17 protein-coding genes are annotated in these 18,833 nt (G+C 72.9%); 7 read left to right on the forward strand and 10 right to left on the reverse strand.

Annotation, left to right across the window (positions count from 1 at the left end):
* Positions 1-52 precede the first annotated feature (52 nt).
* Positions 53-1,225: an iron-containing alcohol dehydrogenase gene (locus AC0IW9_RS20095; protein WP_471650078.1), complete on the forward strand. Its 1,173-nt coding sequence runs from the start codon at positions 53-55 to the stop codon at positions 1,223-1,225.
* A gap of 182 nt (positions 1,226-1,407) precedes the next feature.
* Positions 1,408-2,001: a hypothetical protein gene (locus AC0IW9_RS20100; RefSeq protein ID WP_471650079.1), complete on the forward strand. Its 594-nt coding sequence runs from the start codon at positions 1,408-1,410 to the stop codon at positions 1,999-2,001.
* A gap of 53 nt (positions 2,002-2,054) precedes the next feature.
* On the opposite strand, the gene AC0IW9_RS20105 is transcribed toward AC0IW9_RS20100, so the two are convergent.
* The 3 genes from AC0IW9_RS20105 to secD form a co-directional block, all read right to left on the reverse strand.
* Positions 2,055-3,065, reverse strand: coding sequence for an EAL domain-containing protein (locus AC0IW9_RS20105; protein WP_471650080.1), 1,011 nt, complete (start codon positions 3,063-3,065; stop codon positions 2,055-2,057).
* Positions 3,066-3,315: 250 nt separating this feature from the next.
* Positions 3,316-4,215: a tripartite tricarboxylate transporter substrate-binding protein gene (locus tag AC0IW9_RS20110; protein WP_471650081.1), complete on the reverse strand. Its 900-nt coding sequence runs from the start codon at positions 4,213-4,215 to the stop codon at positions 3,316-3,318.
* A 61-nt stretch (positions 4,216-4,276) separates the two neighbouring features.
* Positions 4,277-6,871, reverse strand: a complete 2,595-nt coding sequence (gene secD / locus AC0IW9_RS20115; protein ID WP_471650082.1) for a protein translocase subunit SecD — start codon at positions 6,869-6,871, stop codon at positions 4,277-4,279.
* A gap of 363 nt (positions 6,872-7,234) precedes the next feature.
* Here secD and AC0IW9_RS20120 point away from each other — a divergent pair, with 363 nt between their 5' ends.
* Together AC0IW9_RS20120 and AC0IW9_RS20125 are read left to right on the forward strand one after the other, a co-directional pair.
* Positions 7,235-9,838 (forward strand): PAS domain-containing protein, encoded by a 2,604-nt coding sequence (locus tag AC0IW9_RS20120; RefSeq protein WP_471650083.1) that lies wholly within the window; start codon positions 7,235-7,237, stop codon positions 9,836-9,838.
* An 85-nt stretch (positions 9,839-9,923) separates the two neighbouring features.
* Entirely contained in the window at positions 9,924-10,868 is a 945-nt protein-coding gene (locus AC0IW9_RS20125; RefSeq protein WP_471650084.1) for a Gfo/Idh/MocA family protein, read from the forward strand.
* A 179-nt stretch (positions 10,869-11,047) separates the two neighbouring features.
* On the opposite strand, the gene lpxB is transcribed toward AC0IW9_RS20125, so the two are convergent.
* Genes lpxB through AC0IW9_RS20140 form a run of 3 tightly spaced genes read right to left on the reverse strand, consistent with a single transcriptional unit; the run spans position 11,048 to position 13,744 of the window.
* Positions 11,048-12,223, reverse strand: a complete 1,176-nt coding sequence (lpxB, locus tag AC0IW9_RS20130; protein ID WP_471650085.1) for a lipid-A-disaccharide synthase — start codon at positions 12,221-12,223, stop codon at positions 11,048-11,050.
* 55 nt (positions 12,224-12,278) lie between these two features.
* The gene (locus tag AC0IW9_RS20135) at positions 12,279-13,148 is read right to left on the reverse strand and encodes a carbon-nitrogen hydrolase family protein (RefSeq protein WP_471650086.1); all 870 of its coding nucleotides are present in this window, start codon (positions 13,146-13,148) and stop codon (positions 12,279-12,281) included.
* The gene (locus AC0IW9_RS20140) at positions 13,145-13,744 is read right to left on the reverse strand and encodes a GNAT family N-acetyltransferase (RefSeq protein ID WP_471650087.1); all 600 of its coding nucleotides are present in this window, start codon (positions 13,742-13,744) and stop codon (positions 13,145-13,147) included. Before AC0IW9_RS20140 ends, AC0IW9_RS20135 begins: the two co-directional genes overlap by 4 nt.
* Before the next feature lie 97 nt (positions 13,745-13,841).
* Here AC0IW9_RS20140 and AC0IW9_RS20145 point away from each other — a divergent pair, with 97 nt between their 5' ends.
* Positions 13,842-14,819 carry a Bug family tripartite tricarboxylate transporter substrate binding protein gene (locus AC0IW9_RS20145; protein WP_471650088.1) on the forward strand — a complete coding sequence of 326 codons (978 nt, stop codon included), beginning with the start codon at positions 13,842-13,844 and terminating at the stop codon, positions 14,817-14,819.
* A 45-nt stretch (positions 14,820-14,864) separates the two neighbouring features.
* On the opposite strand, the gene AC0IW9_RS20150 is transcribed toward AC0IW9_RS20145, so the two are convergent.
* Genes AC0IW9_RS20150 through hisI form a run of 4 tightly spaced genes read right to left on the reverse strand, consistent with a single transcriptional unit; the run spans position 14,865 to position 17,455 of the window.
* A complete protein-coding gene (locus AC0IW9_RS20150) occupies positions 14,865-15,206 on the reverse strand; it encodes an STAS domain-containing protein (RefSeq protein WP_471650089.1) in 342 nt (113 codons plus the stop codon).
* A 12-nt stretch (positions 15,207-15,218) separates the two neighbouring features.
* A complete protein-coding gene (locus AC0IW9_RS20155; protein WP_471650090.1) occupies positions 15,219-15,869 on the reverse strand; it encodes a GOLPH3/VPS74 family protein in 651 nt (216 codons plus the stop codon).
* A gap of 54 nt (positions 15,870-15,923) precedes the next feature.
* Positions 15,924-17,006, reverse strand: coding sequence for a CobW family GTP-binding protein (locus AC0IW9_RS20160; RefSeq protein WP_471650091.1), 1,083 nt, complete (start codon positions 17,004-17,006; stop codon positions 15,924-15,926).
* Complete coding sequence (gene hisI, locus AC0IW9_RS20165; RefSeq protein ID WP_471650092.1) at positions 17,003-17,455, reverse strand: phosphoribosyl-AMP cyclohydrolase; 453 nt, start codon at positions 17,453-17,455, stop codon at positions 17,003-17,005. Before hisI ends, AC0IW9_RS20160 begins: the two co-directional genes overlap by 4 nt.
* A 41-nt stretch (positions 17,456-17,496) precedes the next feature.
* On the opposite strand from hisI, the gene AC0IW9_RS20170 reads away from it, so the two are divergent.
* Both AC0IW9_RS20170 and AC0IW9_RS20175 read left to right on the forward strand, forming a co-directional pair.
* Positions 17,497-17,991, forward strand: a complete 495-nt coding sequence (locus tag AC0IW9_RS20170) for a transcriptional repressor (protein WP_471650093.1) — start codon at positions 17,497-17,499, stop codon at positions 17,989-17,991.
* The gene (locus AC0IW9_RS20175; protein WP_471650094.1) at positions 17,973-18,569 is read left to right on the forward strand and encodes a hypothetical protein; all 597 of its coding nucleotides are present in this window, start codon (positions 17,973-17,975) and stop codon (positions 18,567-18,569) included. Before AC0IW9_RS20170 ends, AC0IW9_RS20175 begins: the two co-directional genes overlap by 19 nt.
* Positions 18,570-18,833: the final 264 nt, after the last annotated feature.

Raw genomic sequence — 18,833 nt, forward strand, 5'->3', positions numbered from 1 at the left:
ACCCAACCCCGCCTATCCTCCGCCCCAAACCCCCCGGGGAGGAACCCAACCCATGACCATCGCCACCATCGTCTCGCCGCGCCTGATGCGCATCGGCGGCGGCGCCGTCGCCCAGGCCGCCGAGGTCCTGCGCCTGCTGAACCTGTCCCGCCCCCTGGTCGTCACCGACCCCTGGATGGTCTCCTCCGGCACCATCGACCGCGCCCTGCTGGCCCCGCTGCGCGCCGCCGGCATCGCCTATGCGGTCTTCAGCGAGACCGTCCCGGACCCGACCGATACCGTCATCGAGGCCGGTGCCGCGGTGCTGCAATCCGGCGACCATGATTGCCTGATCGGCTTCGGCGGCGGCAGCCCGATGGACACCGCCAAGGCCATGGCGATCCTGGCCGCCGCGCCCACGGGGACCAAGATGCGGGCCTTCAAGGTCCCCGCCCAGGCCGACCACGGCTTGGTGCCTATCCTCTGCATCCCGACCACCGCCGGCACCGGCTCTGAGGCGACGCGCTTCACCGTCATCACCGATACCGAGACCGACGAGAAGATGCTGATCGCCGGCCTCGGCGCCCTGCCGCTCGCCGCCATCGTCGACTACGAGCTGACCTTCAGCGTGCCGCAGCGCACCACCGCCGATACCGGCATCGACAGCCTGACCCACGCGCTCGAGGCCTATGTCTCGAAGCGCGCCAACCCCCATGCGGACAGCCTGGCGCTCTCGGCGATGCAGCTCATCGGCCGCCACCTCCGCCCGGCCTACCACCAGCCAAGGAATGCCGCCTCGCGGGAGGCGATGATGCTCGGCGCGATGCAGGCCGGCCTCGCCTTCTCGAACTCCTCGGTCGCCCTGGTGCATGGCATGTCCCGCCCGATCGGCGCGCATTTCCATGTCCCGCACGGGCTCTCGAACGCCATGCTGCTGCCGGTCGTCACCGAATACGGCCTGACCGAGGCGCTGCCCCGCTATGCCGAGGCGGCCCGCGCCATGGGCGTCGCCACGCGGGAGGACACCGATGCCGCCGCCGGCTCCAAGCTGCTCGAGGAACTGCGGGCGCTGAACCAGGAGCTCGGGGTGCCGACGCCCAAGGACTACGGGATCGGCGGCAACCGTTGGGAAGGGCTGCTGCCGCTGATGGCGCAGCAGGCGCTGGCCTCCGGCAGCCCGGCCAACAACCCGCGGGTGCCGGACGAGGCGGCGATCATCGACCTCTACCGCCGCGCCTATAGCTGAAGCCGGGACCGGAGCCGGGGCGGGGCATACCAAACGAGACATTGGTCCGCCTGCCGGCCCTGTTGCGCCACCCGATCCTGCGCTAGATCGTCACGCCTTGGGGCGGTGGTATCCGCCGCCCGTCTCGCATTGGCGGTTGAGGCGCCGCGTCCTGTCGCGGCCGCGCCGCGGAAGGAACAGGCATGAGTGACTCCGAAGCCCTCGTCGAAGGCACCGAAGCCCCCGCCGGCAGGACCCTCTCCAAGGAGGAAGTCCGCGCCGAGAAGCAGCGCATCATCGACGAGCAGACCGCCCTCGGCCGCGCCCAGGTCACCGGCTGGGTGCCGAAGGAGCTGGTGAAGCCCGCCCGCGCCATCCTCGCCGCGCTGCTGGCCGGCGACACCGCCTATCTGCCCACGACGGTCGCCGAGCGCGAGGCCCAGCTCCGCACCCTGCCGGGCACCCTGGCCGATCTCGCCGAGGCCCGCCTTGGCCTCGATGCGGCGGAGCGCGAGGCCGCGGAGCTGCGCCAGACCACGGCGACGGCGCGGGAACAGGCGCGCCTCGCCCTCGAATCCGCCCAGCGCGAGGCGGCCCACTACCGCGACGATGCCGCCGCGGCGCATACCCAGGTCGAGAGCCTGCAACGCGCGCTCGCAGAGGCCCAGCGCCAGCGCACCCTGGCCGACCAGCGCCTGGGCGAGGCCACCGCCGCCCTGGAGGAAGCCCAGGCGGTCATGCATCGCCTGGCCCAGCCCGGCCTCCGCGCCAGCATCGCCCGCCGCCTGCTGCCCTAGGACGCAGCGGCCCTCGGGCCGGCCCCCTCAGGCTAGCCCCTCAGGCTGGCCCCTCAGGCTGGCACGGAAACCCCGCGCCAGTCCCGGCACCAGGCGGTCAGCCCCGCGGCCGGGACCGGCCGGCCGATCAGGTAGCCCTGGGCATGGTGGACGCCGAGGTCCCGCACCACGGCCCAGAGCCGCCGGTCGGAGACACCCTCGGCGATCACCTTCTGCCCGGCCGCCTCGGCCCGCCGCACCAGGCGCCGGACCTGCCGCCGCGCCTGGGCCTCGGCCGGCAGCCGTTCCACCAGCGACCGGTCCAGCTTGATGGCGCCGAAGGGCAGGCCGAGCAGCCAGTCGCGCTCGTCATGCAGGATGAAATCGTCCAGCAGGACGCGGAAGCCGCCGGCGCGCAGCCGCAGCAGGGCGCGGCGCAGGGCCGAGCGGTCGCGCACCGTGGTCGTCTCGGTCAGCTCCAGCGCCAATTGGCCCGGCCGCAGCCCGCCCGCGCGCGCCGCCCGCTGCAGCCAGGCGACCAGGTCCGGGGCCAGCAATTGCCCGAGCGGCAGGTTGACCGAGACCCGCAGCCGCAGCGTCTGCCACAGGGGCGCCATCTCCGCCGCCGCCCGGCTGGCGACCAGGACGGACAGGGCCCGCGCCAGGCCGGTGCTCTCGGCCAGGGGCACGAAGCGGTCCGGCGGCACCGCGACGGGCGGGAGGTGCCAGCGCGCCAGCGCCTCCACCATCACCGGCTGCCGGTCCGCCAGGCGGACCACCGGCTGGTAATGCACCGAGACCTCGCCATTGGTCAGCCCCGCCGCCAGCGCCGCCGCATCGGCCCGCAGGGCGGGGCTCGGCGCCGGGGGAAGGGCGGCCGGCAGCGGCAGCACGCCACCGCGCCGGCCGGCTGGGTTCGGCATCCGCCTGTCGAGGCGGGTCGGGCTCGGCACCCCGGGCTGCATCTGGGTCGCCTCCGCGACGGGACGCGGCAGGTCGCATGGGACCAGCCGCTCCCCCAGGATGTGTGCGGTCGCCCCGGCTGCCGCAACCGCCGTCGCGCCGGCCCCGGGCATGCCCGGCATCAGCGCCGCGCCTCGGCGGGAGGCGTGGCGAGGCCCAGGACTACCGGGCTTTCCCTGGCGAAGCGCCCCATGGGTGCATCCCGGGTCGGGCCCGGTGCGCCGGCGGCAGCGGTCATGGAGGGGTGATCTTTCCTATAACGTCTCCGTTATATTAAGACGCATCCCGCCAGCCAGCCATGCCGGAAAAGCAAAATATTGATCAAATAATAAGATTATTCAAAGAATTATGCATGCATCGTGCTGCGGGTCCTCAACCCCGGCGCGCGATCCAGGGGTCGGCGACCCAGCGTGCCGCCAGCTCGCCCGACAGCCGCCGCACCTCCGGCGCCCAGGCGGCCGGGCCGAGGAAGCGGGGGACATAGCCCTTGGCTTCCGCCTGGGCGGCGAATTCGGGGTCGGCCACCGCCGCCCGCATCGCCCGCAGCAGCGGCTCCAGCAGGGCAGGGGCCACGCCCGCCGGCACCGCGAAGCCGCGCCGCGCCACCAGGACCAGCGGCAGGCCCTGTTCGGTCAGGGTCGGCACCTCCGGCAGCAGGGGGCTGCGGCTGGACTGCGCCACCCCCAGCGCCACCAGCCGGTCGTCCCGCAGGGCGGCGATGGCCTCCGGCGCCGCCAGCATGGCGCAGGGGATATTCCCGGCGATCACCGCCTGCCGCGCCCCCGCCGCGGTGGGAAAGGCGAGCAGCCCGGGCGGCGTTGCCGCCAGCCCCGGTGCCAGCGCCACCCCGGCGAGCTGCGCGGCGCTGCCCGGCGCCGGCGTGCCGAGGATGACCGGCCCCGCCAGCCCGCGCAGCGCCGCGAGATCCGCGACGGTGCCGGGATGCCCGACCAGCACCAGCGGCTCCTCCGCCACCGCCGCCAGGAATTCCAGCCGCTCCCCGATATCCGCCGTCCCGGCCTCCACGGCGCGGGCCAGCAGCTGCGGCGTCGTCACGCTGCCGATCACCCGGCCGTCCGGGGCCGCCGCCGCCAGCGCGCGGGCGGCCAGCAGCCCGCCCTCGCCGGGCCGGTTCAGCACCATGACCGCTGCATGCGGCCAATGCCGTTCGAGGAAGGGCGCGAAGGACCGTGCCCAGAGATCCGGCCCGCTGCCCGCCGCGGCGCCGACCAGCAGCGCCACCGCCTGGCCGGCCGCCGGCTGGCCGGCCACCGTTTGGGCCTTGGCGATCCCGGGCGCTGCCAGCAGGGCCAGCAGCGCCCGGCGCGGTGGCTCAGACCCCGGCAGGGGCCCGCGCCTTGCCGCCCTGGGCCGCCGGCGGCGTCGCCTCCGGCCCGCCGCGGCGCAGCCGGTTCTCGCCGGTGTAGAGCACGATCGGCGCCGCGATGAAGACCGAGGAGGAGGCGCTGACCACGATCCCGAACAGCATCACCCAGGCGAAGCCCGAGAGCGTGTCGCCGCCGAAGAAGGCCAGCGGCAGCGCCGAGAGCAGCAGCGTCATCGAGGTGCCGAGCGAGCGGTTCAGCGTCTCGTTGATCGACTGGTCGACCAGCTGGCGCAGCGGCATGGTCTTGTACTTGCGCAGGTTCTCCCGCATCCGGTCGAAGACCACCACCTTGTCGTTGGCCGAGAAGCCGATGACCGTGAGGATGGCGGCGACCGTCGTCAGGTTGAACTCGACCCCGAACAGCACCATGAACCCGACCGTCTTGGTGGTGTCCAGGATCAGGGTGATGATCGCGGCGATGGCGAACTGCCATTCGAAGCGGAACCAGATGTAGACCAGCATCGCCAGCAGGCTGATCCCGAGCGCGATCATGCCGCCGAGGAAGAGCTCGTCCGAGACCCGGTTGCCGACGGCTTCTACCCGCAGGATGCGCGCCCCCGGCGCCACCTGCTCCACCCCGGCCCGCACCGCATTCACCGCCTGCTGGGTGCCGCCCTCGTCTGCCTGCACCGGCAGCCGCACCAGCACCGTCTCGGCATCGCCGAACTGCTGCAGGCCGACATCGCCGAGGCCGAGGCCGGAGACCTTGGTCCGCAGCGCCGCCAGGTCGGCCGGGCCCGGGGTCCGGACCTCCATGACGATGCCGCCCTTGAAGTCGATGCCCTTCTCGAGCCCCGGGTAGAAGGCGCCGACCAGCGAGGCGGTCGAGAGCACGGCCGAGACCAGCAGCCCGACCCGGGCGCCCTTCATGAAGGGGATATGCGTCACGTCCGGGATGATGCGGAACAGCGGCCGCGCCAGCCGGCCCCAGAGACCCTTGCCATCCTCCAGCACCGGCAAGGTCTTCGGCCGGGTCGCCTTGTACCACCAGGACACCATGAGCCGGACCAGCGTCGTCGCCGTCCACATCTGCACGATGGTGCCGATGGCGACCGTGACCGCGAAGCCCTTCACCGGCCCGCTGCCGAAGCCGTAGAGGCAGGCCATGGCGATCAGGTTGGTCAGGTTGCTGTCCATGATGGTGCCGGAGGCCTTGGTGAAGCCCGCCTCCAGCGCGCTCAGCGGCGGCCGCCCGTTCTTGAATTCCTCGCGGATGCGCTCATTGATCAGGATATTCGCATCCAGCGCGGTGCCCAGCGTGAGGACGATGCCGGCGATGCCCGGCAGGGTCAGCGTCGCCTCCAGCACCGAAAGGGCGGCCAGCAGCAGCAGGATGTTCACCAGCAGTGCGATGTCGGCGAACCAGCCGAACAGGCCATAGGCCAGGCCCATGTAGAGGAAGACGAAGACCGCCCCGAGCCCGAGCGCCAGCATCCCGGCGCGGATCGCATCCGCCCCCAGCTCCGGCCCGACCGTCCGTTCCTCGACCACCGTCAGCGGCGCCGGCAGCGCGCCGGCCCGCAGCAGGACGGAGAGCTCGTTCGCCCCGCGGGCATCGAAATTGCCGCTGATCTGGCCGCGCCCGCCGGTGATGGCCTCCCGGATATTCGGCGCGGTGATGACCTTGTCGTCCAGCACGATGGCGAAGGGCCGGCCGACATTGGCCCGGGTCACGTCGGCGAAGCGCCGCGTGCCGATCGAATCGAAGGTGAAATTCACCACCCATTCGCCGGTGCGGTTGTCCTGCCCGGCCCGCGCATCGGTCAGGTTGGCGCCATCCACCTCGACCCGCCGCCGGACCGCATAGCGCGTCTCCGGCTGGCCTGGGCGGCCCTCGCCCATCAGGAACATCACGCCGGGCGGCGGTGTCGCCGCGCCGATATTCGCCGTCTCGTCCAGCAGGTGGAAGGTCATCCGCGCGGTCTTGCCGAGCAGTTCCTTGATCCGGTTCGGATCCTCGACGCCGGGCAGCTGCACCAGGATGCGCGCCTGCCCCTGCCGGGCGATCAGCGCCTCCGAGACGCCGGTCTCGTCGATCCGGCGGCGGACGATCTCGATCGACTGCTCCACCGCGCCGGTCGCCTTGGCCCGCAGGCCGACCTCGGTCAGGCTGGCCGTCACTACGCCCTCGGGCGTCGAGGCCACCTCGATGTCCGGGGTGGTGGCGCCCATGCTGGTCGGGATCTGGTTGGCCTGCTCGCGCATCTGCGCGACCGCCGCCGGCACCTGCGCGAGGTCCCGCACCCGCAGGGTGACGCGGCGGTTCGCCGGCTCGGCCGCCAGGTTGACGTAGCCGATATTGGCCTGTCGCAGCCGGGTCCGGCTGGCATCCGCCAGGCTCTCCAGCCGCTCCTTCACCACCGCGTCCATGTCGACCTCGAGCAGCAGGTAGGAGCCGCCGCGCAGATCGAGGCCGAGGGAGAATTGCCGCGCCCAGCCGGGCAGGGCGGATTTGGGGAAGAGGTTCGGCGCGCACAGCAGCGCGCCGAGCAGGCAGACCGCCAGGATCGCCAGGGTCTTCCAGCGGGCAAAGAACATCATGGGGCGGGGCGTCTCTTCAACATGGGCGCACCCTTACCGCGCCACGGCCCGGCATGAAACACCCGGGACGGCGCCGGACCCGCGCGCACCCGGGATGCGCCGTCATGCAACCGCAGATACGAGGCGGGCCATGCAACCGCCAGCGCCCGAGGGTGTTCCCTCCGTAACAGACCCCGCCGGCGGAACCGACCAGCCTTTCCCTCCCGCCGCAGCCCGATGTCCCTGCCGACCTCCAGGCCCCGCCCACCCCGGTCCTGACAGCCCCCTGGCTCGAGGCCCGGATGGATGGCATCCCGGTTGCCCCATTCGTCCGAGGCCCTTCCGCCGCCCGGGCGCCGCAGCACAAGGCGATGATCGAAGCCGATGACGGAACGACTGAACAGCCTCCGCACCCAGGTGACCAGCGACAAGGCCCGCATCCAGGCCGAGATGGCGAGCCTCGAAGCCAGCACCGATCCCTTCGTCTCGGCCGTCCGCGCCACCCGCATGCCGATGATCATCACCAGCCCGCGGCTGCCGGACAACCCGGTCATCTTCACCAACAACGCCTTCTGCCGCCTCACCGGCTACAGCCGGTCGGAGATCCTCGGCCGCAACTGCCGCTTCCTGCAGGGCCCGGAAACCGACCCGGAGACGACCAAGCGCATCCGCGCCGCGGTCGATGCGGTGGAATCGATCGAGATCGACATCCGCAACCACCGCAAGGACGGCACGCCCTTCTGGAACCGGCTGCTGCTGGCCCCGGTATGGGACGCCTCCGGCGAGCTGGCCTATTTCTTCGCCAGCCAGGTGGACGTGACCCTGGAGCGGGAACGCCTGGCCGGGCTCGAGAGCCATAACGCCGCCCTGCTCGCGGCGCTGAGCGACCGCCTCCGCTCGCTGGAGGAAAGCGAGGGGCGGCTGCGCTTCGCCACCCAGGCCGGCGGCCTCGGCATCTGGGAGCTGGACCTGCCGACCGGCACCCTGACCGCCTCGGCGCTCTGCAAGGCGCATTTCGGCCGCACCCCGGAGGCGCCGCTGGGCGAGGCCACCATCCGCCGGGCCATCCATCCGGAGGACCGCCCGGCGGTCGAGGCCGCCATCGCCGAAAGCGTCGCCACCGGCCAGGACTATGCCGTGGAATGCCGGGTGCTGCGGCCGGATGGCGGCACCGGCTGGGTGGCGATGCGCGCCCAGCTGCTGCGCGCCGTGGACGGCACGCCGCTCCGCCTCGCCGGCACCACCCAGGACATCACCCGCCGCCGCCACGCCGAACGGCACGACCGCGCCCTGCTCGAACTCGACGACCGCTTCCGCGGCCTCGATGCCCCGGGCGACATCGCCTTCGCCGCCGCCGAGATCCTCGGCCGCACCCTCGCGGTCAGCCGCGCCGGCTACGGCACCATCGACCCGGTGGCCGAGACCATCACCATCGAGCGCGACTGGACCGCCCCCGGCATCCCGAGCCTCGCCGGCACCCTGAACTTCCGCGACTACGGCCGCTACATCGAGGACCTGAAGCGCGGCGAGACCGTGGTCTTCGCCAATGCCGCCACCGACCCCCGCACCGATCCCGAGGCGCTGCGCACCGTCGCCGCCATCGCCGCCATCAACATGCCCATCACCGAGGCCGGCGACATGGTGGCGCTGCTCTACCTCACCCATGCGGCGCCGCGCGAATGGCTGCCCGAGGAACTGGCCTTCGTGCGGGAGGTCAGCCAGCGCACCCGCATGGCCGTCGCCCGCCGCCGCGCCGAGCAGGACCTCCGGGCCCTGGCCGGGGAGCTCGAGTCCCAGGTCGCCGCCCGGACCCGGACGCTGATGGAAACCGAGGCGGCGCTGCGCCAGTCGCAGAAGATGGAAGCGGTCGGCCAGCTCACCGGCGGCATCGCGCATGACTTCAACAACCTGCTGACCGGCATCTCCGGCAGCCTCGAGCTGATCCGCACCCGCATCGCCCAGGGGCGGATGGCGGATGTGGAGCGCTACGTCACCGCCGCCCGCGGCGCCGCCAGCCGCGCCGCCGCCCTGACCCACCGGCTGCTCGCCTTCTCCCGCCGGCAGACGCTGGAGCCGCGGCCGACCGGCATCAATGCCCTGGTCGCCGGCATGGAGGAGCTGGTCCGCCGCACCGTGGGCCCCGCCATCGCGGTGGAGGTGGTCGGCGCCGCCGGGCTCTGGACCACCATGGTCGATCCCGGCCAGCTCGAGAATGCGCTGCTCAACCTCTGCATCAATGCCCGGGACGCCATGCCGGATGGCGGCCGCCTCACCATCGAGACGGCGAATGTCCAGCTCGACCGCAAGGCGACCGCGCTGCGCGAGCTGGCGCCCGGGCACTATGTCGCGCTCAGCGTCAGCGATACCGGCACCGGCATGACGCCGGAGGTGATCGCCAAGGCCTTCGACCCCTTCTTCACCACCAAGCCGCTGGGCCAGGGCACCGGGCTCGGTCTGTCGATGATCTACGGCTTCGCCCGGCAGTCCGGCGGCCAGGTGCGGATCTACTCGGAGGTGGGGCAGGGCACCACGGTGCGGATCTACCTGCCGCGCCACCTGGGGGAGGCCGAGGCGGCCGAGGCGCCCGAGCCGCTGCCCGATGCGCCCCGCGCCGGCAGCGGCGAGACGGTGCTGATCGTCGACGACGAGGCGCCGATCCGCATGCTGGTCGCCGATGTGCTGGAGGATCTCGGCTATGTCGCGATCGAGGCCGAGGATGCCGCCGCCGGCCTCGCCATCCTCCGCACCACCGCCCGGGTGGACCTGCTGGTGACCGATGTCGGCCTGCCCGGCGGGATGAACGGGCGGCAGCTGGCCGATGCCGGCCGGGCGCTGCGGCCGGGGCTGAAGGCGCTGTTCATCACCGGCTATGCCGAGAATGCGGCGCTCGGCCATGGCCAGCTGGAGCCGGGGATGCAGGTGCTGACCAAGCCCTTCGCCATGGAGGCGCTGGCCACCCGCATCCGGGAGATGATCCAGGGCGGCTGATCCCGCTTTGCCGCCCGGCCTCGGCGCCGCTACAAGCCCGGATCGGTGGCAGATGGGACCGGTGGCAGATGGGGGCGGGCAGGGCATGGGCATTCGGATCGGCGTCCTCGGCACCGGGCATTTCGGCCGCTTCCATGCGCTGAAGCTGGCCGCCCGCGGCGCCCTGGCCGGCATCCATGATGCCGATGCGGCCCGTGCCGCGCTGATCGCCGCCGAGACCGGCGCCCCGGCGCTGCCCGTCCCGGCGCTGCTGGCAGCCTCCGATGCCGTCGTCATCACCGCGCCCACGGCGCATCACCATGCGCTGGCGCTGCAGGCGCTGGCCGCCGGCCGGCATGTCTTCGTCGAGAAGCCGATCGCCGCGACGACCGCCCAGGCCGCAGACCTGATCGCCGCCGCCCGCGCCGCCGGGCTGGTGCTGCAGGTCGGCCATATCGAGCGCTATTCGGCCGCCATCCGCGCCCTGCACGCGACCGGCGCGGGCCAGGGGGTCCCGGGGCGCGCGCTGGCCTTCGAGGCGACCCGCGTCGCCCCCTTCCGGCCGCGCAGCCTCGACGTCTCGGTCGTGCTCGACCTGATGATCCACGACCTCGACCTGCTGCTGACCTTGGCCGCCTCGCCGCTGGACGAGGTCCGGGCCACCGGCGCCCGGGTGATGTCGGCCCACCCGGATTTCGCCGTGGCGCAACTGCGCTTCGCCAGCGGCGCCGCGGCGACGGTCACCGCCAGCCGGGTCAGCGTGGCCATGGAACGCCGGCTCCGCATCCTCGGCCCCGGCGGCGAGACGCGGGTCGATTTCCTCGCCCGCAGCCTGGAGCGGGTGCACCCCGGCGGCGCCGAGCCGGTCGAGACCATGCCCGGCTGGGGCATCACCCGGTCCACCTGGGTGGAGCACGACAGCCTGGACGCCGAGCAGGCCGCCTTCATCGCCAGCATCGAGCAGGGCGCCCCGGTCGAGGCCAGCGGCGCGGCCGGCCTCGCCGCGCTGGATGCGGCGCTGCGGATCGAGGCGGCCATCGCCGCCGGCTGAGCCTTGATGTTTTCGTTACGTTCCGTTAGGCTGCGCCGTCACCGCCGGCCCGTGGCGGCGGCATCCGGCGGAAATGCCGCCATCCAGCCAAGCCAATGCAATGAATTCAAAGGCTTGGCATAAAATTTCGGCTGGAAATTGAGCGGAATTTTACGGAATTGAGCCGAATTTAGCGAAATTTAGTCATCTTGAGTAGGATTGTGCGGAATTGAGCGCCCGTCCAGCACGTCCAGCACCGCCACCGCGGCCGCGGCGCTCGGCAGGCCCTCCGGTGCCCGCAGCCGCGCCAGGACCTCGGCGAACCCTGTCCGCTGCGCCGCCACCTGGGCGGGGTCGCGCAGCAAGGCCAGCAGCGCCGCCGCCAGCCGCGCCGGGGTGCAGTCCTGCTGCAGCAGCTCCGGTACCACCGCCCGCTCCGCCAGCAGGTTGACCAGGGAGACGAAGGGCACCTGGATCAGCCGCCGCACGATCGCCGCTGTGATGGGGTTCACCCGGTAGCCCACCACATGCGGCACGCCGGCGACCGCCACCTCCAGGCTGGAGGTGCCGGACTTGATCAGCCCGACGGCGGCCGCCGCATAGGCGTCGTGCTTCTCGGCCGCCGTCCGCACGAAGACCGGCGCCACCGGCCAGTCCGCGGTCCCGGCCCGCACCGCGGCCTCCACCGGCCCGGCCAGGGCGATCACCGGCCGCAGCCCCGGCTGGGTGGCCGCCGCCAGCCGCAGGGCCTCGCCGAAGATGCCGAGCAGCCGCCGCACCTCGGACCGCCGGCTGCCCGGCATGACCAGCACCACCCGCTCGCCCGTGCCCAGCCCATGCGCCGCGCGGAACCGCGCCGCATTGCCCTCGGCGGCGCCGCTTTCCAGCACCGGATGGCCGACGAAGGTCACCGGGATGCCGGCGCGTTCGAAGAAGGGCGGCTCGAAGGGCAGCAGCGCCAGGATGCGGTCGACCCGCTCGGCGATCTCGGCGACCCGGCCCGGCCGCCAGGCCCAGACCTGCGGCGCGACGTAATGCACCACGCGGATGCCCTTCGGGCGGATGCGCGCGGCCAGCCGCAGGGTGAAGCTCGGCGCATCGATGGTGACCAGCACCGCCGGGCGGCGGGCCAGCACGTCGGCCTCCGCCTCGTCCATCCGCCGCGCCAGCCGGCGCAGGTTGGGGATCACCTCCAGCAACCCCATCAGGGACAGCTCGCGCATCGGGAAGAGGCTCCCGAGACCCTGTTCCGCCATCCGCTCCCCGCCGATCCCGGCGAATTCCAGGTCCGGCCGCCGCGCCCGCAAGGCCGCCATCAGCCGGGCGCCGAGGATATCGCCCGAGGCCTCGCCGGCGGCGATGTAGATGAGGGTCATGCCCGGCCCCGATCGTCCAAGGGCCGCAGGCCCGCGGGCGTGAATCGGTGCCGCCTCATGCGAATACCGCGGGGCGGGGCGGCTCGACCGGACCGGTCGGCCAGTCCCGGTGGTTCAGCACCGCGCCCTCCTGCCGCACCGTGGCGATGCGCGCCGGGTCCAGGGTGCAGAAGGTCCAGCCCGGCGCATCCAGCGCGCCGCGGGCCAGCACGCCATCCTCGGGGAAGCCGCGGTCCACCGGGCCGAAGACGGCGGCGAAGCCGCGGTTCACGTCGAGCGCGGCGGACCAGGGCGCCTCGCCCACGGTCGGCGCCAGGGCGACGAAGCACTGGTTCTCCAGCGCCCGCGCCTGGCAGGCGAAGCGGACGCGGTTGAAGCCATGCAGGCTGTCGGTGCAGGTCGGCACCAGCACCAGCCAGGCCCCGGCCTCCACCTGGGAGCGGACATGCTTGGGGAATTCGGCGTCGTAGCAGATGGAGACGCCGAGCCGCCCCCAGGGCGTGTCGAAGACCTGCGGCCCGGCGCCGGCGGCGATGCCCCAGCGCTCCGCCTCGAAGCGGGTCATCGCCATCTTGTCCTGGAAGGCGAGGCGGCCGTCCGGGGCGATCAGCGGCGCCCGGTTCACCACCCGCCCGTCGGGCGCTGCCATCGGCAGGCTGCCCGGCAGCAGCCAGACCTGGTGCTTCCGCGCCACGTCGCGCATCGCCGCCAGCACCGCCGGGGCCTGGGCGACCATGTCAAGCAGCTCGCCGGCCTCATCCGCGGCGCCCGCCGCCAGCTCGACGCTGGCATATTCCGGCATCAGCAGCAGGTCGGCCCGGCCGGCGGCCTCGGCGACGAAGCCCTCCAGCCGCGCCGCATAGCCGGCGACATCGCCGGGTCTCCCGACGGGCCAGGCGAAGGCCCCGAGCCGCAGCGCGGTCACAGCGGGTCCTTCAGCCAGAAGCCGAGGCTATGCGGCGTCTCCCGGTCGTCGCCCACTTCCTTCCAGGAGAAGACGCAGGAAAGGTCCGGCCGCGGCACGAAGCCCCGGCGCCGCCAGAAGCCGTCCAGCGGCTGGTAGTCCGCCGGCCGGCGCGGGTCGTTGGCATTGCGCACCACCGCGCAGAAGGCTGCGGCCCGCAGGCCGAGGGAGCGCGCATGCGCCTCCCGCGCGGCGAAGAAGCCGACCCCCGCGCCGCGGCCGCGGTATTCCGGCAGCAGCACGCTCTCGCCGAAGTAGCAGAAGCCCGCGCCATCCAGCCCGCGCCGGCGGAAGGCCGCCTGCACCGGCGCATGCGCTTCGGCCAGCGGCTGGCAGGTGGCCATGCCGACCGGGGCGGCGCCGTCGAAGGCGACGGTGATCGCCGCGCCGGGGCTGGCGGCCAGGGTCGCCAGGTAGCCGGATTCGAAGCCGGGATCGGCCTGGTACAGGTAGGGCCATGCGGCGAAGACCCTGCCCCGCAGCCGGGCCAGCATGGGCAGCGCCTCGGCCAGCGCCGCGCCGCCGATGGTTTCGATCCGCAGGGGAGGGGAGGTCATGCCTCCCGCATAATCGGCCGTGACGGCCGCGGCAACCTTGCCGCTTGCGGCCCGGCGCACCCATGGCAGGCTGCGGCAAAATCCCGGGAGAGACACCATGCCCTACCTGCCCCGCCGGGCCGCCCTCGGCCTCGCCGCCGCCGCCCTCGCATCGCCGACACGGGCGCAGGAGGCCGGTTTCCCCAACCGCCCGGTCCGCTTCCTCGTGCCCTTCCCGCCGGGCCAGGCCGGGGATACCCATGCCCGGATCGCCGCCGAGGCGCTGGCCGCCCGCTGGCCGCATCGCCCGGTGGTCGAGAACCGCGCCGGCGGCGCCGGCTCCATCGGCATGGAGGCCGCGGCCCGCGCCGCGCCCGATGGCTATACCTATGCCTATACCTCGATCGGGCCGATGACCGTGCTGCCCGCCATGGTGCCCAACGTACCCTACGACCCGGCGAAGGACTTCGCCGCGGTGGCGATGCTCTCGATCACCCCGCTGCTGCTGGTGGTGCATCCCTCGCTGCCGGTGACCACCATCCAGGAATTCGTGGCCTATACGAAGGCCAATGCGCTGGATTACGCCTCCGGCGGCCCGGGCACGGTGCAGCACATGTCGGGGGAACTGCTGCGGCACCGGCTGGGGCTGAAGCTGAACCACATCGCCTATCGCGGCAGCGGCCCGGCGGTGACGGATACGCTGGCGGGGACCGTGCTGGCGATGGTCGACAGCGTCGCCAGCGCCACGCCGCATGTCCGCGCCGGAAGGCTGCGCGCCCTCGCACTCACCGGCGGCCATGGCGTCCCCGGCCTGCCCGGCATCCCCAGCATCGGCGATACCGTGGTGCCCGGCTTCGACGTGGTCGGCTGGACCGGGTTGTTCGCCCCGGCCGGCACGCCGCCCGGCATCATCCGGAAGGTCAACGCGGACCTGCTGGCCGGGCTCGCCGGCGGCGAGTACCGGGAGCGGCTGGAAGCGACCGGCACCGTCATCCCGCCGCCCTGGTCGCCGGAGGAGGCGCAGGATTTCGTCCAGGGCCAGGTCGCCTTCTGGAAGGGCGTGATCCGCGAGGCCAACCTCAGGATCGATGGATGAGGGGGCAGGGCACCGGCATCCCGTTCCTCGCCCGTCGGGGGCCGCCTAGAGGTCCCGCCGCAGCGCGGCCAGGGCCTCCGCCCGGGTGGCATGCAGCGGCACCATGCTGGGGAAGCCGCTGATCTCCAGCACCTCCCGCACCGGGGGCTGCGGCGCGGACAGGGCGAAGCCATGCCCGGTCTCCCGCGCTTCCTTCGCGGCCTTCAGGATCACCCGCAGCCCGGCGCTGCTGACGTAGCCCAACCCGGCGAGGTCCATCAGCACCGGCTGGCGCCGCGCCACCAGCGCCAGCAGCGCCGCCTCCGCCGCCGCCGCCGAGGTCACGTCCAGCCGGCCGCTGCAGGTCGCCAGGATGACGCCCTGGGCGTCCGATTCCACGATGTCCATCGGTGCTGCTCCTCAGCTCAGGTAACCGTAGCGGGCGACCTGGGCGAGGATCTCCTGCACGGCCGCCGAGAGCGAGCGGTTCAGCTCCTCGAGGTTCGCCACCTGGTCGATCCGCGGCTGCGCCCGCTCCAGCTCGGCCGGCGAGAGGATGAGCGCCAGCAGCCCGGTCGCCCGTGCCAGGCCGATCAGCATGGTGTCGCGCGGCTCGGGAATCTCGTCGTTGAAGATGACGCCGAGCAGCCGGGCCTTCACCTCGCGCTCCTCGCGGCCGCTGGTCGGCGGGTAGCGCCGCTCGGGGAAGACCCAGAGGAACTTGCTGTCCACCTGCTGCAGCACGCCATGCGCCACCAGCCGGGCGAACAGCTCCTCCCGCAGCACCGTGGCGCCGACCGCGAGATGCTCGATCCACCAGCGGCTGTCGTGGTCCTCGGCCGAGGCGGCCATGCGCAGCAGCACCGCATCCAGGACCGCGTCGCCCATCGGGGACTTGTCGACGACGAACATCCGCTGCGGGTCGCTGTCGATGCGCCCGGCCAGGGCCAGCTCGGCCAGCACGGCGCCGATCAGCGCGTAGTCGCCGGATGGCATGGCCCGGTCGATCAGCCGCCCGGTGTCGTCGTCGAGCATGAGGAGCAGCAGCTCCTCCGGCATGGTCAATGGCATGGGGCGCCCTCCGGCCGTTTCGTTGCGGATTACAGCGGCGGGCGCCGCATGCTGTCAACGCGCCGCGCCGGAGGCGACCTCCCGCTGCTGCCGGGCGCTCTCGGCGAAGGCGGCGAGGCCTTTCTCGACCACCGCACGGTCGAGGTCGCGCAGGATGAAGACGAGGTGGGAGGTGCGGTCCTCGGTCCCGTCGGCGCGGCGCGGCCAGGCGGCGAGGCGGGCCGGCGGGTGGAACAGGTGCTGCACGCCATGGATGGCGATGGGCAGGTCCTGGCCCTCGAGGTTGAGGATGCCCTTGATCCGCAGCACGCTCTCGCCGCGGGTCATGGTCAGCACCTCCAGCCAGGTGGAGATGCCGTCCCAGGGCAGCGGCTCGTCGAAGCTCAGGCAGAAGCTGTGGATGCGGGCATCGTGCCGGCTGGGGTCGTGGTGGTGATGATGCCCATGCCCATGGTGATGGTGGTCATGCGCGGCATAGGCCTCGGCATCCAGCCAGCGGCGGACGTCGGGGTGCTTGGCGGCGGGGTCGTACAAGCCGCAGTCCAGCAGGTCGGCCGGGGCGATGTCGCCATGCAGCGCGTTCAGCAGCGGCGCGCCGGGGTTCAGCGCCCGCAGCCGCTGCCACAGCGCGGAGACCTGCTCGGGCGTCGAGAGATCGGTCTTGGTCAGCACCAGCCGGTCGGCGACGGCGGCCTGCTTCACCGCCTCCGGCTGGGCGTCCAGCGTCGCCATGCCGGTCGCCGCATCGACCAGGGTGACGACGCCGTCCAGCCGGAAGCGGGCCAGCACCAGCGGGTCGCTCATCAGGGTCTGCAGGATCGGCGCCGGGTCGGCGAGGCCGGTGGTCTCGACCACGACGCGGCGGATCGCGTGGCCGGCCGCCACCCGCGCCGCCAGGTCGCGCAGCGCCTTCACCAGGTCGCCGCGCACGGTGCAGCAGAGGCAGCCGGCATTGAGCAGCACGGTGTCGCCGTCCAGCCGCTCGACCAGCAGGTGGTCCAGGCCGATCTCGCCGAATTCGTTGATCAGCACGGCGGTGTCGCGGAGGTCGGGGTGGCGCAGCAGCCTGTTCAGCAGCGTCGTCTTGCCGGCGCCGAGGAAGCCGGTCAGGACGGTAACCGGGATGGGGGGGGTCATCGGCCGTACAGCGCCTCCGGGTCCATGATCGGTGCGGCGATCTCGGTGACCTCGCCGTCCCGCAGGGCGACGAAGAAGCAGTTCCGCCGGCCGGTGTGGCAGGCGACCCCGGTCTGGTCGACCAGCAGCAGCAGCGTGTCGCCGTCGCAATCGACGCGCAGGTCCACCAACCGCTGCACCTGCCCGGAGGTCTCCCCCTTGCGCCAGAGCCGGTTGCGGGAGCGGGAGAAGTAGCAGGCCCGGCCGGTGGCCAGGGTCTCCTCCACCGAGTCGCGGTTCATCCAGGCCAGCATCAGCACCTCGCCGCTGTCGTGCTGCTGGGCGATGGCGGGGACCAAGCCGCGCAGGTCGAAGCGGATCGCCTCCAGCAGCCGGGCGCGGGCCTCGGGCGCCGGGGGGACATAGGGGGGGACATGAGCGGCGGTCGGGCTCGTCGGATCGGGGGTCATCACCCTATATAGGACCCGGAGCCACCGATGGAGGAGCCCCGATGCCGGCCATTGCCGCGGATGCCGCCCTGGATGCCAGCCTCGACCGGGCCGCCGCGCTCTGCACCCGGCGCGGCGCCCAGCTGACCGAGCTGCGCCGGCAGGTGCTGCGGCTGGTGCTGGAATCGGCGCAGCCGGTCGGCGCCTATGCGCTGCTGGACCGGCTGAAGGCCAGTCGCGGCGGGGCGGCGCCGCCCACCATCTACCGGGCGCTGGATTTCCTGGTCGAGCAGGGGCTGATCCACAAGGTGGAGCGGCTCGGCGCCTTCATCGGCTGCACCGAGGTGGAGGAGCATCCGGCCGACTGCGACTGCGATGCCGGGCATGACCATCCGCACCAGTTCCTCATCTGCTCCCGCTGCGGCACCACGACGGAGCTGAGCAATCACGGGGTTTCCCTGGCGCTGTCCCGCGCCGCCGCCGCCGTCGGCTTCGCCCTGGCCCGGGCGACGGTGGAGGCGGAGGGGATCTGCGCCCAGTGCCAGGCCGCGGCCTGATGCGCCGGCGGCTGTTGGCCCTGCTCGTGCTGGCGCCAGGTATGGCGGGTGCCCAGCCGGCCGCGCCCGCCGCCCCGCCGCGGGGTGCCGAGGCGCGGAAGGCCGAGCTGGACCGCGCCTTCGAGGCGCTGCGGACCGCACCGGACGAAACAGGCGCGGCGCTGGTCGAGAGCCGCATCCGCATGCTCTGGGCCCAGGCGGCGACGCCCTCGGTCGGGCTGCTGCTGCGCCGCGGCGGCCGCAACCTCGAGGCGCGGCTGCCGGCCGAGGCGCTGGAAGATTACGATGCCGCCATCACCCTGGCGCCGGAGTTCGCCGAGAGCTGGTTCCTCCGCGCCCAGGCCAATCTCAGCGCCGGCTCCGGCCAGGCCGCGGCGCGGGACCTGCAGGAGGTGCTGCGGCTGGAGCCGCGGCATTGGCCGGCCCTGACCATGTTGTCTGCCATCCAGTCCGAGGCCGGCGATGCCCGGGGCGCGCTGCGCAGCCTGCAGGCGGCGCTGGCGATCAACCCGCATATGCCCGGCGGGGCGGAGCGGCTGCGCGAGCAGCGGCGCAAGGCCGAGGGCGATGCGACCTGACGGCCATTCCATTGCTGCATGGCAGCAATCCGCACGAATGATTAGCCGGTAATGCAAAAGGGGTTCAGATTGCGTCCGCGCCATGTTTCAGGGCACCTCCCGGTGACCGCGGCTGGCCTCGAGGACCTGGTCATGAACGAGTTGCTGAGCATTCTCCCCTGGGCCTTCGGCCTCGTCGCCGCGGCCGCCGCGGTGAACCTCTCCCGCTGATCCCCGCGCGCCGATCCTGGCTGGTCCGTCGGCCGGTCCGGGGGTAAACCCGCG

The sequence above is a fragment of the Belnapia sp. AC561 genome (assembly GCF_979252845.1).

Coding starts and splice junctions, on each gene's coding strand:
- hisI (WP_471650092.1), bottom strand. CDS start 17,455: ATGACCCCCGATCCGACGAGCCCGACCGCCGCTCATGTCCCCCCCTAT.
- AC0IW9_RS20170 (WP_471650093.1), top strand. CDS start 17,497: ATGCCGGCCATTGCCGCGGATGCCGCCCTGGATGCCAGCCTCGACCGG.
- AC0IW9_RS20120 (WP_471650083.1), top strand. CDS start 7,235: ATGACGGAACGACTGAACAGCCTCCGCACCCAGGTGACCAGCGACAAG.
- AC0IW9_RS20150 (WP_471650089.1), bottom strand. CDS start 15,206: ATGGACATCGTGGAATCGGACGCCCAGGGCGTCATCCTGGCGACCTGC.
- AC0IW9_RS20095 (WP_471650078.1), top strand. CDS start 53: ATGACCATCGCCACCATCGTCTCGCCGCGCCTGATGCGCATCGGCGGC.
- AC0IW9_RS20140 (WP_471650087.1), bottom strand. CDS start 13,744: ATGACCTCCCCTCCCCTGCGGATCGAAACCATCGGCGGCGCGGCGCTG.
- AC0IW9_RS20155 (WP_471650090.1), bottom strand. CDS start 15,869: ATGCCATTGACCATGCCGGAGGAGCTGCTGCTCCTCATGCTCGACGAC.
- AC0IW9_RS20160 (WP_471650091.1), bottom strand. CDS start 17,006: ATGACCCCCCCCATCCCGGTTACCGTCCTGACCGGCTTCCTCGGCGCC.
- secD (WP_471650082.1), bottom strand. CDS start 6,871: ATGATGTTCTTTGCCCGCTGGAAGACCCTGGCGATCCTGGCGGTCTGC.
- AC0IW9_RS20105 (WP_471650080.1), bottom strand. CDS start 3,065: ATGCCGGGCATGCCCGGGGCCGGCGCGACGGCGGTTGCGGCAGCCGGG.
- AC0IW9_RS20125 (WP_471650084.1), top strand. CDS start 9,924: ATGGGCATTCGGATCGGCGTCCTCGGCACCGGGCATTTCGGCCGCTTC.
- AC0IW9_RS20145 (WP_471650088.1), top strand. CDS start 13,842: ATGCCCTACCTGCCCCGCCGGGCCGCCCTCGGCCTCGCCGCCGCCGCC.
- lpxB (WP_471650085.1), bottom strand. CDS start 12,223: ATGACCCTCATCTACATCGCCGCCGGCGAGGCCTCGGGCGATATCCTC.
- AC0IW9_RS20100 (WP_471650079.1), top strand. CDS start 1,408: ATGAGTGACTCCGAAGCCCTCGTCGAAGGCACCGAAGCCCCCGCCGGC.